The sequence below is a fragment of the Rhodanobacter sp. T12-5 genome, assembly GCF_008329435.1.
Taxonomy (GTDB): domain Bacteria; phylum Pseudomonadota; class Gammaproteobacteria; order Xanthomonadales; family Rhodanobacteraceae; genus Rhodanobacter.
The window spans coordinates 194429-206809 of the sequence record NZ_NPKN01000009.1 but is presented as its reverse complement, the minus strand read 5'-3'; the positions used below and the strand labels follow the sequence as shown (position 1 = coordinate 206809).

Here is a 12381-nt window from a genome sequence, read left to right as displayed (position 1 = left end):
AGGCACGGTCCGACGTCTTTGACTACATCGAACGCTTCCACAATCCCCGAATGCAACGCAGAATCGAGGTTCGGGATCGGGCCTTCACGGCCTTAACTCAACTGTCCGCGAAAACGGGGTAGAACCCGCATTGGATGGCCAGACGGCTAAAGCATCGAGGAAGGTATCAAGGTCGTCAGTGTTTACCGCCGACAATTCCTTGTCACCGATGAGCGCCACAAAGAGGTTTAGGGTGAAGGTGGTATCGAGTAAGTTCGTGGCACTTCGGTCCTTGGCCTTCATCTGACTGAGGAAGGTTTGTACCCGACCAGACAGAAGGCCCGAAGGCAAGGAAGTTGGTGCGGGAGGCGCCGCCATGGCTGAGAGTTCGACAGCAAGCTCCTTGGCCTTGATGTAATCGACTTCACTGCCATCGGTGGTGATTTTCACACCGTTCGGCAATTCCAGCGTGTAATCACGACCAGAACGAGCACCAGCCAAGGCTGTTTGAAGAAGGTCCTTCGGGTCTGCCATCGGCGACAATCTCGATTGCTGAAATGCCTGCCCAAGAGCATACCCGAGGCGTGCAACGGCCAGCCGTGCAAGGTCTGCCCTTGCACCTCCAAGGCTCCGAACGATGTAACGGCAACCCCATCGGGCGTGCAAATCACTGGGCACGAAAAAGCGGACATAGAGTCCGCTTGGTCGTTGGAGCATTAGCGGTTTTGGCATTTTGATACCTCAAATGATACCCGAAGGGATCAAGTGAGGCCTCAAAATTCCCTTTAAAAACAAAGGGTTTGCCGCGTTTTTGGTGGAGGTGGCGGGAGTCGAACCCGCGTCCGAAGGTGTTAAATGCCCGGATCTACATGCTTAGCCCAACGTTCGATCTCGTTCCGCGACAAGCACGATGGGCAAGGCGCACCGCGGAACCAGCCTGATTGATTTAGCCTAGAACCGCCAGGCGGCAGCGTTCGGCGATCTCATGATAATGACCCTACACCGACGAGCATGAGCACAAGTGGGTTCGGGGCTTACGCCTTAAGCGGCGAGAGCGTAGTTGTCGTCGTTGGCAACTAGAAGTTTGCTGCTGGATTAACGAGGAAAGCTGCCCCCTCGGCATGCACCAAGTCATCTCACTACCCCCGTCGAAGCCAGGACACCCCCGGGGAGAACGATTTGACCAGTCGCAGTATATGGGTCGATGGCTGCAGCAGCAATGTCGCTTGCTGCATTCAGGTCAGGCCGTTCAGCGTCAAGGGGGACATGCGCTGCGCCATGAGTTCGTCATCCTGTCTGCCGACACCATGCGAAACGGCTTCGGACCTCGCAAATCACGACTGCCCGTTGCGCAGACACCGACCCTGCCCTCGTGAAGTGTTGTTCACGTGAGGAAGCAGCGTCTATACTTGCCGACTTAAATCACCCTGTACCCGCCGTACTCGTGGGAAATGATCTCGATGACTCGATTGCAATTGCTTGGCCTGGCTGTGACCACAGCCCTTTTCGCCGCCACCAGCGCTCACGCTGAAGGCGACAAGGCTGCCGGACGCAAACTGATTTATACCTGCGCAGGCTGCCATGGCGTGCCCGGGTACACCAATGCCTATCCGCAATACCCGGTACCGAAGATTGCCGGACAGAACGAGCAGTACATCGTCAACGCGCTGCATGGTTACCAGAGTGGCGATCGCAAGCATCCGACCATGGATGCGCAGGCGCAGAGTCTGTCCGACACGGACATTCAGAACATTGCCGCCTATCTCTCCAGCCTCGCCAAGTAGTTGCCAAGGATTCTCCGCATGAAACGTGTGCTAACCCTGCTTTCATTCGGCGCCGTGCTGGCGGTCGCCTCCACCTCATTGCTGGCCAACGGCAACGTCGAGAACGGCAAGCAGAAGGCGGCAACCTGCTTTGCCTGCCATGGTGTCGACGGCAATTCGGTCGACCCGCAGTATCCGCGCCTCGCCGGCCAGTACAACCTGTACCTGCAGCGCGTGCTGCACGAGTACAAGGATGGTCAGCGCAACAACCCGATCATGAAGGGCATGGTGGCCACCCTGTCCGATCAGGACATCGAGGATGTCTCCGCGTATTTCTCCAGCCTGCCGACCAAACTCGATACGCTGAAGGGTCATATCAGCGGCGAAAAGTGATCCGGCTGCCGCATTGAAAACCAAGGGCCCGCTTCGGCGGGCCCTTGGTTTTTTGCGCGATTCGGACCGGCTTCAGGCAATCGCCGACTTGCCTTCGGCCTTGCTGTAATACGGCTTTTCGCCGCCAGCGTGATCGGTGGCGTCGCGTACCGCGGTGATCTCCGGCACACGCTCGCGCAAGGTTTTTTCCACACCCTGCTTCAACGTCACGTCGACCATGCCGCAACCATGGCAGCCGCCGCCGAACTGAAGCAGTACCGCACCGTCAGCATCGATTTCGAGCAGACTGACCCGCCCGCCGTGCGAGGCCAGTTTCGGATTGATCTCTGCCTCCAGCACGTAACGCACGCGCTCGATCAGGCCCGCTTCCGACCCCGGCACGTCGCCCTTGATCTTCGGCGCGCGGATATTCAGCTGCCCGCCGGTGGCATTCGGCTCGAAGTCGATGCTGGCGTTGTCCAGCCAATCGGCACTGTCGCCGTCGACATGGAAGTCGAAGCCGGCACATTCGATCGTCCATTCCCCGCCGGCCAGGTCGGCCTTTTCGCAGAACTCGAGTTCGCAACTGGCCGCCGGCGTGCCAGCCGAGGTAACCCGCAGGCGGATGCCCAGGTCGTCGATGCCCTGCTGCGAGAGAAGCCGCAGAAAGTGCTGCTGCGCGCGTTCGGAAATGTCGATCATGCCTGCTCCGGTGTCACCATGCGGGTGCCGGCGAGTCTTGCCGGCGAAACAGCACCATTTTAGTCCTGTTTCAAGTTCGATGCGCGCTTTGACTTTTGCGCCCGCAACTTCGACGCTTCATCACTTGCCGCAACCCATGGAGTTTCACGATGAACACGACCGACCTGGCCACCCTGCATTGCCAGCCGCGCAAAGGCAGGGAGCACGCGCTCGATGCCGCACAAATGACCGATTTGCTGCGTCAGCTGCCGGGCTGGCAACTGCGCGACGATGGCACCGCCATCATCAAGGACTTCAAGTTTGCCGACTTCCACCACACGTTGGGCTTCATCAATGCCGTCGGTTTCATGGCCAATCACGAAGACCATCACCCGGACATCGAAGCCGGCTACGGCCATTGCCAACTGCTGTGGTCGACCCACGACGTCGGCGGCCTGTCGCTGAACGATTTCATCTGCGCAGCGCGGGTCGAGGCCCTGCTCGCGCGTTGATCGGATCAGAAGTCGGTGCGCGACTTGTCCCGTGAATAGATCAGTCGCTTGCCCTTGACCGCAAGCACGTCGAGAAAATCCTTCAGGTCATCCGGCAGCGGCGTGGAGAAGCTGTAGGCGCGGTCTTCCAGCTCGAAACTCATGTGCGCTGCGTGCAGGAACAAGCGCTGCAGGCCCATCTCCTTGAAGCGCTTGTTCATTTCCTTGTCGCCGTATTTCGGATCGCCGGCCAGCGGGTGACCGATATGCGCCGCGTGCACGCGGATCTGGTGGGTGCGGCCGGTACCCAGGGTGGCCTGCATCAGGCGCGCGCCGGGATACTGTTCCATCTCGCGAAAAAACGTCAGTGACGGCTTTCCGTTATCGGCCACCCGAACCATCCGCTCGCCGCCCTGCAATACCGACTTCAGCAACGGCGCATTGACGTCGAACTTGGCCTTGGACGGGTGACCCAGCATGAGGCACAGGTATTGTTTGGTGACTTCGCCGGCACGGATCGCCGCCTGCAAGCCGGTGAGGCCGGCGCGAGTCCTGGCAAACACCAGCACGCCACTGGTGTCGCGATCGAGCCTGTGCACCAGCTCGAGGTGTTCTTGCGGTCTTGCGGCGCGAAGCAGTTCGATAGCACCGTGGCTGACACCGCTTCCGCCATGACTGGCCACGCCGGACGGCTTGTCGATGACCAGGAAGTGCTTGTCCTCGAAAATGACCGCATCGGCCACCGAGGCCACCAAGCCACCGGCAGGCGCACGCCCTTCGGGTCGTTCAGCAACCCGAACCGGGGGGATGCGCAAAGTATCACCATCGGCGAGACGCGTATCCGGTTTGGCCCGCTTGCCGTTCACCCGCACCTGACCGGTCCGCAAAAGCCGGTAGATCATGCTCTTGGGAACTCCCTTGAGCAGTGTCACCAGCGCGTTGTCGATGCGCTGGCCATCCCGCTCGGGGCCGATCACGACTTGACGTACACCCTGAGGTGCGCCGGGGGAAGTTGCCGTCTGCATTGAAAAAAACCTGCTTAGATAGGATACTCGACAGGCGCTACATTCTGCCCATCGATGTCTGGATCGGGCCGAGTGCCCGCCCCGTAACGTCGGCGAGGATTGCACTGGTTGCCTTGGGGTGGCCGGTTGCGGCTCCCTTTCATCGTAACGGTTCGGGCTGCCGTTTGTCCGATGCGATGAGGTATCGGGCGGCAAGCGCAGTTGACCGAATCGTCCCGACGCCGGAAACGGTGCCGTTTTTTTGCCGCTTAACCGCAGCGGCGCGATCCCCGGCAGGCCGCCATTTCGGCGCCACCGCGGCACGCGACGCGCGGCCAAGCCGAGGATTACCACCATGAAACGTATGTTGATCAACGCGACTCAGCGTGAAGAGTTGCGCGTGGCCATTGTCGATGGCCAGACCCTGTACGACCTGGACATCGAAATCCCTTCGCGGGAACAGAAAAAGTCCAATATTTACAAGGGCCGAATCACTCGAGTCGAGGCCTCGCTCGAAGCCTGCTTCGTCGAGTACGGCGCTGAACGCCATGGCTTCCTGCCCATCAAGGAAATCTCCCGCGAGTACTTCACTCCGGGGCTCGATCCGCACAAGGCCAACATTCGCGAACTGCTCAAGGAAGGCCAGGAAGTGGTCGTCCAGGTCGAGAAGGAAGAGCGCGGCAACAAGGGCGCTGCCCTGACCACGTTCATCAGCCTGGCTGGCCGCTACATGGTGCTGATGCCGAACAACCCGAAAGCCGGCGGCGTCTCGCGCCGGATCGAGGGCGAGGATCGGCAGGCGCTGAAGGAAGCGCTCGACCACGTCACCGTGCCTGACGACGTCGGCCTGATCGTGCGCACCGCCGGCCTCGGCCGCGACGCCGAAGAACTCCAGTGGGACCTGGACTATCTGTTGCAGCTGTGGAAGTCGATCTCCGAAGCGGCCAGCAAGCAGAAGGCCCCTTTCCTGATCTACCAGGAGTCGAAGCTGTTCATCCGCGCCCTGCGCGACTACCTGCGCAGCGACATCGGGGAAATCCTGATCGACGACGAGCCGCTGTACAACGATGCCCGCGACTTCATGCAACAGGTGATGCCGAACGCGCTGCGCAAGCTCAAGCTTTACCGCGACGACACCCCGCTGTTCACCCGCTACCAGATCGAGACGCAGATCGAGAGCGCGTTCGACCGCCAGGTACGCCTGCCGTCGGGCGGTTCGATCGTGATCGACCAGACCGAAGCGCTGACCGCGATCGACGTCAACTCGTCCAAGGCCACCAAGGGCAGCGACATCGAGGAGACCGCGTTCAACACCAATTGCGAGGCGGCGGTGGAAATCGCCCGCCAGGCGCGCATCCGCGATGCCGGCGGCCTGCTGGTGATCGACTTCATCGACATGGACAGCCCCAAGCACCAGCGTGAAGTGGAAGATCGTCTGAAAGATGCACTGAAGCTCGATCGCGCCCGCGTGCAGATCGGTCGCATCTCGCGCTTCGGCCTGCTCGAGATGTCGCGCCAGCGGCTGCGTCCCAGCCTCGGTGAAGCTACCCAGATCACCTGCCCACGCTGCGAAGGCCACGGCCACATCCGCGGCGTGGAATCGTTGTCGCTGTCCACCCTGCGCCTGATCGAAGAGCACGCGATGAAGGACAACACCGGCCAGGTGCTGGTGCAGGCGCCGTCCAGCGTCGTCAACTTCCTGCTCAACGAGAAGCGTGCCAGCGTGGTCGAGATCGAACTGCGCCACAAGGTGCACGTGATGATCGTGGCCGACGAGAAGCTGGAAACCCCGCACATCGAAATCCAGCGCATCCGCGAAGCGGACATGGGCGAGCACAGCAAGCCCAGCTACGAGCGCCTGACCACGGTGGAAACGGCCGAACTGCCCAAGATGGGCCAGGCGCTCGGCAGCGGCGAGCAGCCGGCCGTCAGCGGCATCGTGCCGTCCAGCCCCGCCCCGTTGCGCGCGGAAGTCGCCGCGCCAGCGGCTCCGACGCCGCCCGTTGCGCGCCGCCAAACGGCGTCAACAGCCACTCCTGTACGCGATGTCCCCCCTACCGGGCTCATCTCACGCCTGCTTGGATGGTTTCGCAGCGCCGAAGCGGCAAGCCCCGCGCAAGCGCCCAAACGCGTCGAAAGCAGCGAAAGCAACGAAAGCAACCGCACCAATCGGCGCGACGAGCGCAGCGCTCGCGGCAACAATGCACGAACCGACTCCTCGCGTCCGGCTCGTCGCGAATCGACGCAACAAAATTCGCAAAAACCGGGCACGCAGCAACCACCGCGAAGCAGCCGCCAACGCAACAACGAAGGTGAACCTCGCCGATCGCCACAGGTCCAGACGCAGGCAGCAAAAGCGGAGCGTCAACCAAAGCCTGCCATCGCCGACGGCAACGCCGCCAAGGCCGAGCGCAAGCCGAACCTGCAACAACCGAAGGCAGAACGTCAGCCACGCGCAACCGTCAACGAGCGCCCGTCGGCTTCGTTGCCAAGTGATGCGTCCAAGGAAGCGGAGCTGCTGATCCAGCCGTTGGCCGAGTCCACGACCCCCGAATCCGAAGACAACACGCTCAACGCCGACGGCAGCCAGTCGCGGCGCCGGCGCGGTCGGCGCGGCGGTCGGCGCCGGCGGCGCCACGATGAAACCGCGTCCGGTGATGCCAGTCTCGACGCCGTGCAGGTGCAGGCGCTCGACGATGAAGACCGTGACGAGGGTGATGGCGATCCAGCCATTGCTGGCAAGCCTGCGAACCAGCGCGGACCGGTAGCTGCGGTGGCAGTGGCCGCGGTCGCGAACACCACGACGGCAGTGGCCATCGATGCTATCGGCGACGATGGCGTGGATGTGGTCAAACCCGAAGTTGCATCGGAATCCCGGGAGTCGACAACCCGCGAGAACACAGGCGAGGCTCCTTCGGCCATTCAGTCGAAGCCGTCGGCCCCCGCTGATGCCGTCAATTCCGCAGCGCCATCGCCCACGTCCTTCAACTTGCCGCCCCTGCCCCCCATCCCGGAACAGGTGAAAGCATCCGTGGAGACCAGCGAGCCGAACGCGATGGGCGTTGCCCCGATGCAAAGCCAGGCCGTCTCGCCTGCACCCGCTCCGGTCCCGGCCTCGCAAGAAACCTCATCGGTCACTGCTGCCAACGCGACAGATCACGCCATTGAACAAGCAGATGCTTCGCCCGCAAATGTGACCGTACATGCGTCGCCGACGACGCCAGCCAGTCCGCTGATGGATGAAGCTGCCCATGACGCACAGTCCTTGTCGGCCCGGCCAATGATCGTTCAGCCGACAGCTCAAACTGTTCCGGCTCCGACGGTACCTGCCGCCGAGCAGGATGACAGCAAGCTCGCGACCACCACCGGTACGATCATCCCCGAAGGCGAAACGGCCTCAGTCGCAAATCCGGGCGCTCCGCTCCCGTCGCCCAAGCAGGGCGATTTGCTGTCCCCGCCGAATCATTCGGGTCCATCGAGTACGTCCACCCCAGACGTCACGAAAAAGTCCGAAACGGCAAACCCGATGGCAAGCGGCCCGGATGGTGACCAGCACGGCGGCACGCACGGCTGATTCATTGCTGTCCCTGTCAGACGAAAAAAAACCGGATGAAAATCCGGTTTTTTTTGCGACTACGAGCACCCTTTTGTCACGGCTGCACTCAAGCACCGACCTGATGATTGGGCGTATCGATCAACCCATGCACAGTCATCAGATGTGCCAGTCCAAGTACGTGTTCCACCCGCAGCTTTTCCATCAGACGTTGCTTGTAGGTCGACACGGTCTTCGGGCTCAGGTTGAGTTGTTCGCCGATGATGGTCAACGGCTTGCCACGCACCAACATCATCGCGACCTCCAGCTCCCGGCTGGACAATACATCGAAAGGTGAGCTGCTGCCGTCGAGCGCAGCCATCGCCAACTGCTGAGCGACCGCCGGTGCCAGATAGCGCCTGCCGTCCGCCACCTGACGCACGGCGGAAATCAACTCTTCGGCAGTGCAACCCTTGGTCAGGTAACCCAGCGCCCCCGCGTCAAGCAGGCGCTTGGGAAAACGTGCGTCATCGACTACCGTCACGATGACGATATGGGTCGAAAGTTTCGAACGGCACACGCGTTCAGTGAGTTCGATTCCACTCATGCCGGGCATGTGCACGTCGACCAGGGCGATATGCGGGGTCAACGTGCGGATCAGTCGCATGCCCTCTTCGGCACTGTCTGCCTCGCCGATGACGCGAATATCCGATTGCTGCTGCAAGATCATCCGAAAACCAGTGCGCACCAGTTCGTGATCGTCGACCAGAACAACATTGATCACTTCAAGCCCCTCCTTGGTTGGGCAGCACGAAAATTAGGCTGCAAAGCCCCTTATTGCAAGCCGTTGTCCGTGCTTCCGTGAGCAACACGACACGATTGCCGCGTTGCGGTTACTCAGGCCGCCAACGCATCCCCGTCTGACGGCGCCGCGTCTTCGGCATAGCGGGCCAATACGATGGGCAGGTCCGGCCCCGGCATCTCCACCCTGATCCCTCGTCCCGAACGATGATATTCATCGCGAGCAAGCTCTCTGGCCAGCGTGATCGCCGGACCCAGTTGCATGTTGCTGAACAAGGTGATGCGGGAGCGACACACGCACCAACCGCCTGTAGGCAACACCTTGAGCGAAATGATCACCATGGCAATCGTTCCATCGAAAGGATAAATTCGGAATGTGCGCGTGCCAGGCCGTTCACAGGCTGACCTCCGCAATGTGCCATGACCGCGGAGGCTGATATGTCGGCCCTCGCCTACACTGGGTGTGCGGAAATACCGGATGTCCTTCTGCGGCGTGAACTCTCGATGTCGATTGCGCCGGAGCGAATCATCAGACACGAAAAAGCCCGCCAGAACGGCAGGCCTTTTTGTCTTTCGGCATTTCAGATTCCCTTCTGAAACCCTTCATTGGTGCCAAGAGGGGCAACAAAAAGCCTTTAACAACGGACCTTTCAGGGCCATATCTTCAATCATACCCCCAAAAATACCCCCAATTTAGCGGTGCTTACCTGCCAGGCACTGCTCGTCCGAAATCTCGAATGATTCCAGCGCGAACCTTGTAGCGAGATACAGGCCAATCACGCCCACCTCAGTGCTGCTGGTAGCACGCATCGCCTCAATCAGGTCTCGGTCGCTGCAACTGAAGCAACCGCACCAGTGCGCACGGCTCACTGAATCACCGGGGTTAATACGCTCGCCCGCCTTCACGCTGTAGCGCCCGTCCAAGTATCTTGTGACGTCTGGTAGTGGGCGAGCGGCACGATCACGTCAGCGCCGTGCATTTCGACCCGCGTCACTAGGCCGGACTCTAGGTGCTCACTCCGGGCAGCGTCCCGCGCATGTCGTATGGCGGCGCCGAGCTGCAGGCCATCGGTTAGCGTTGCGCCCGCTATCAGTACGCACCACTGGCCGAATTGGTTCGGCTTGACGGTATAGAGAATCATGAGCGGCACCCATGCAAGGGAAGTCGTCACGGTCGTCAGCAGGTGCTGACGGCGGGCGTGCATAGGTTGCTGGCGTGGCCGTGGAGATAGAATCAGAGGGAAGCCCGGCGATGTGTAGGCGTTCGCCCCGACCGTGTTAACAAAATAAGGGGCGAACGAATGAAGTACACCTTCATGGCCGCGTGCACGCACCAAATCCAAGTACGGCCATCGGCCAATCGGAATGGTAGTCCATGACATCGTCAATCGGAGAAATAGTGTGGACCCCCGTGCGGCTCGGTTTACGGAGATACCGCTGCGAGTGGGAAGTGAGAGAGTCGGGCGCGATTTTCCTCGCCGGTGCTACCCATCGCGGCCGCCGTGCCACAACCGAGAAACAGCGGGAAAAACTTCTCGTTCGGGGCCTGACGGGAAAATTTGAGCGCGAACTCTTGGACCGGGTGTTAGATGATCCTCAACGCGCAGACTTCTGGCGCAGACAAGCCGAAGTTAAACGGGCGGTGCGCCTCGTGTTCGGATGGCTCATTCTGGCAGCCCTCTTGGCCTCTACCCGGGCCCGATATCCGCTTTGGCACCGCTTGGGGCCGGAGCTCGGGGATGCTGCTTGGTTCGCTACGATGGGCGCGATCGTCCTATTGGCACTCCGTTTGCGGGCCATCACGCTGCGGGCCTTGCGGATCAAGCTGTAATTGACGCAGCAATTGGAGCCCGGCATCGGTTAGGCCTAGCGTCAATCAGCGTCCCGTTGCCGGCGTTTGCGGCACTCCCGGGTATGTCGGCGCCTGTCCCAACCCGGGACATTCATGGATCGCATGTCATCGCCTATGGGCATCTTTTTGCACGATGGCTCTTCCAGTTTGGTGGCCGCATTGATTACGGGCACCGGGGCGTCAGAGCTGCAGGGAGCACGGATGCAGCTAATCGAGCCTAGACACTGGTATATTGCCAAAACTGCGTTTTAACGTGCAATTCACTGTTTGCTGGCCGGGGCATACGTTATGGAAAACAATGGCTTAAAAGTGGTTGGCGTCTCGAAGCTGGCCGACCCAAAACAGGGTGAACTCAGCCTCGGCATCGAGAAACAGATTGAAATTGACGGCGTCGGCATGGGGGTTCTGTCTGACGGCACGCCTTTCCTCACCGGCCGCGGCCTTGCCAGGCTTTGCGGCATCCGCCACTTTGCCCTTCAAGAGCTGACTGGAGAGTGGTTAGACCAGGCCTCCAAACCAAGGGTTACACGGCTCAAGGAAATACTTGCCTCCCGCAATATTGTCTTGCAATCACCATATGTAGAAGTCATTCAAAATGGAGCCGCGGTTTATGCGTACCCAGAGACTTTCTGCCTAGCGCTCCTTGAATATTATTCACTTGATGCCGGCTCGAACGTCAAAGAGCAAGCAAAGCAGAACTATCGCCTGCTCGCCGGCAAGGCATTAAGAGACTTCATTTATAGCCAAGTTGGATACGATCCACGTCAAGACGTTCCTGATGCGTGGCGTCAATTCCATGATCGTGTTTCTCTTACTTATAACTCTGTACCTGCAGGCTATTTCGGCATATTCAAAGAGATGGCCGACATGATTGTGACACTCGGCCAATCAGGCCTGCACATAGACGAAAAATTTGTCCCAGACATTAGTGTTGGCATAAACTGGTCGAAGCATTGGGTGGCAAAGGACCTCAGCACATCGCTCGGGGAAAGGATTAAGTACGAACATAACTATCCGTCCTACTTTCCCCAAGCCATGTCCAATCCTCAAGAGCCGTGGTGTTATCCAGATGCCGCGCTAGGCGAGTTTCGCCGGTGGGTACGCTACGACTATATTGGTGATGGCCGCTTCGCAAAATATCTGGATGGCAAAGTGAAAGAAAGAGCTTTGCCTGCATCCTTCGCACAGCTAGCGATCTCAGCCTACACGGAAGAATAAGAAGAACCAGCACCGGCGGGCTTTGCTATTCCTCAGTCCGCTCTTTTCTATGCCACAGGTGCCTTGATGGGGGAGCCCCGGTCATCGGCTGGCATATATCACTGCAAACCTGTTGGACATGGTCCATGACACGCGGTAGTAAGCTTGCTCAGACTGTATGCCGTGAACCGCAGTGAGTCACTCGCCCCCAATCATCAAAGTGCATGCGCGGGTCAGCCCAAACCTGGCCGCGCGCGCGGATGCGTCCAGAAACTCCCAAAGGGCCGGTCATCCGATCACCTGACATGCTGGGACGGCTGCTGCCCGACTCCTAGCCCAATCGGGCAATACTCGCAGGGCACTCAAACAGTGCCCGTCGCAGATCGCACCGTCTGCCAGTCAAAGCCCACTCGTCCAGGCGGGGTTTATGGCGCGCCCGGTGCCACGCACCGAAAGTCCACCTCGGCACTGGCGCAGCGAACAAAGGGAACTCCATTTTTAGCAGCAGCATCGAGTGTCTCGATTTCCTTTCCTTGCTTGGCGCAAAATGCATTTGCCTCGCGCAGAAGGTCAGCCTTGGCCCCGTCGCCACCCGTGAAGCCGCAGCCCATGCTTTTTTTTGTCAGCATGTAGGCGCCATGCCCCGTGGACACGGGGCCGCCGCTTACGCATGCGCCAAGGCTAAGCGTCGCGACCACTAGAATTGCTC

Annotated in this window: 11 protein-coding genes, 1 other RNA gene and 1 pseudogene; 6 read left to right on the top strand and 7 right to left on the bottom strand. The window is 60.1% G+C overall.

All coding sequences use genetic code 11. The annotated features are described in order from the left end of the window. A pseudogene (locus tag CIW53_RS18000) lies at window positions 1-122 on the top strand (IS3 family transposase); the annotation flags it as partial. Here CIW53_RS18000 and CIW53_RS16720 read toward each other — a convergent pair. Both CIW53_RS16720 and ssrA read right to left on the bottom strand, forming a co-directional pair. Further along, the gene (locus CIW53_RS16720) at window positions 85-513 is read right to left on the bottom strand and encodes a hypothetical protein (protein ID WP_149365848.1); all 429 of its coding nucleotides are present in this window, start codon (window positions 511-513) and stop codon (window positions 85-87) included. The pseudogene CIW53_RS18000 and the gene CIW53_RS16720 overlap by 38 nt on opposite strands. A 278-nt stretch (window positions 514-791) precedes the next feature. Continuing rightward, window positions 792-1146, bottom strand: a transfer-messenger RNA (tmRNA) gene (gene ssrA / locus CIW53_RS16715). A gap of 293 nt (window positions 1147-1439) precedes the next feature. On the opposite strand from ssrA, the gene CIW53_RS16710 reads away from it, so the two are divergent. Then, window positions 1440-1763, top strand: coding sequence for a cytochrome c (locus CIW53_RS16710; RefSeq protein WP_149365847.1), 324 nt, complete (start codon window positions 1440-1442; stop codon window positions 1761-1763). A gap of 18 nt (window positions 1764-1781) precedes the next feature. Next, window positions 1782-2135 (top strand): cytochrome c, encoded by a 354-nt coding sequence (locus CIW53_RS16705; protein ID WP_149365846.1) that lies wholly within the window; start codon window positions 1782-1784, stop codon window positions 2133-2135. Window positions 2136-2207: 72 nt separating this feature from the next. On the opposite strand, the gene CIW53_RS16700 is transcribed toward CIW53_RS16705, so the two are convergent. Then, window positions 2208-2816 (bottom strand): NfuA family Fe-S biogenesis protein, encoded by a 609-nt coding sequence (locus CIW53_RS16700; RefSeq protein ID WP_149365845.1) that lies wholly within the window; start codon window positions 2814-2816, stop codon window positions 2208-2210. 149 nt (window positions 2817-2965) lie between these two features. Here CIW53_RS16700 and CIW53_RS16695 point away from each other — a divergent pair, with 149 nt between their 5' ends. Further along, complete coding sequence (locus CIW53_RS16695; RefSeq protein ID WP_149365844.1) at window positions 2966-3307, top strand: 4a-hydroxytetrahydrobiopterin dehydratase; 342 nt, start codon at window positions 2966-2968, stop codon at window positions 3305-3307. A 5-nt stretch (window positions 3308-3312) separates the two neighbouring features. On the opposite strand, the gene CIW53_RS16690 is transcribed toward CIW53_RS16695, so the two are convergent. Further along, complete coding sequence (locus CIW53_RS16690; RefSeq protein ID WP_277949646.1) at window positions 3313-4311, bottom strand: RluA family pseudouridine synthase; 999 nt, start codon at window positions 4309-4311, stop codon at window positions 3313-3315. A gap of 334 nt (window positions 4312-4645) precedes the next feature. On the opposite strand from CIW53_RS16690, the gene CIW53_RS16685 reads away from it, so the two are divergent. Further along, entirely contained in the window at window positions 4646-7864 is a 3219-nt protein-coding gene (locus tag CIW53_RS16685) for an Rne/Rng family ribonuclease (RefSeq protein WP_149365843.1), read from the top strand. Between the two features lie 88 nt (window positions 7865-7952). Here the strand turns inward: CIW53_RS16685 and CIW53_RS16680 are convergent, their stop codons facing one another. After that, complete coding sequence (locus CIW53_RS16680) at window positions 7953-8606, bottom strand: response regulator (RefSeq protein WP_149365842.1); 654 nt, start codon at window positions 8604-8606, stop codon at window positions 7953-7955. A gap of 113 nt (window positions 8607-8719) precedes the next feature. Then, a complete protein-coding gene (locus CIW53_RS16675; RefSeq protein ID WP_149365841.1) occupies window positions 8720-8965 on the bottom strand; it encodes a hypothetical protein in 246 nt (81 codons plus the stop codon). Window positions 8966-10763: 1798 nt separating this feature from the next. Between CIW53_RS16675 and CIW53_RS16670 the strand changes: the two genes are divergently transcribed. Continuing rightward, complete coding sequence (locus CIW53_RS16670) at window positions 10764-11693, top strand: hypothetical protein (RefSeq protein WP_149365840.1); 930 nt, start codon at window positions 10764-10766, stop codon at window positions 11691-11693. Between the two features lie 404 nt (window positions 11694-12097). On the opposite strand, the gene CIW53_RS16665 is transcribed toward CIW53_RS16670, so the two are convergent. Continuing rightward, complete coding sequence (locus CIW53_RS16665) at window positions 12098-12301, bottom strand: hypothetical protein (RefSeq protein ID WP_149365839.1); 204 nt, start codon at window positions 12299-12301, stop codon at window positions 12098-12100. Window positions 12302-12381: the final 80 nt, after the last annotated feature.

What these genes read in the sequence shown, in the direction of transcription:
- CIW53_RS16720 (WP_149365848.1), bottom strand. Translation starts at nt 513, where the DNA reads ATGGCAGACCCGAAGGACCTTCTTCAAACAGCCTTGGCTGGTGCTCGT.
- CIW53_RS16710 (WP_149365847.1), top strand. Translation starts at nt 1,440, where the DNA reads ATGACTCGATTGCAATTGCTTGGCCTGGCTGTGACCACAGCCCTTTTC.
- CIW53_RS16705 (WP_149365846.1), top strand. Translation starts at nt 1,782, where the DNA reads ATGAAACGTGTGCTAACCCTGCTTTCATTCGGCGCCGTGCTGGCGGTC.
- CIW53_RS16700 (WP_149365845.1), bottom strand. Translation starts at nt 2,816, where the DNA reads ATGATCGACATTTCCGAACGCGCGCAGCAGCACTTTCTGCGGCTTCTC.
- CIW53_RS16695 (WP_149365844.1), top strand. Translation starts at nt 2,966, where the DNA reads ATGAACACGACCGACCTGGCCACCCTGCATTGCCAGCCGCGCAAAGGC.
- CIW53_RS16690 (WP_277949646.1), bottom strand. Translation starts at nt 4,311, where the DNA reads ATGCAGACGGCAACTTCCCCCGGCGCACCTCAGGGTGTACGTCAAGTC.
- CIW53_RS16685 (WP_149365843.1), top strand. Translation starts at nt 4,646, where the DNA reads ATGAAACGTATGTTGATCAACGCGACTCAGCGTGAAGAGTTGCGCGTG.
- CIW53_RS16675 (WP_149365841.1), bottom strand. Translation starts at nt 8,965, where the DNA reads ATGGTGATCATTTCGCTCAAGGTGTTGCCTACAGGCGGTTGGTGCGTG.
- CIW53_RS16670 (WP_149365840.1), top strand. Translation starts at nt 10,764, where the DNA reads ATGGAAAACAATGGCTTAAAAGTGGTTGGCGTCTCGAAGCTGGCCGAC.
- CIW53_RS16665 (WP_149365839.1), bottom strand. Translation starts at nt 12,301, where the DNA reads ATGCTGACAAAAAAAAGCATGGGCTGCGGCTTCACGGGTGGCGACGGG.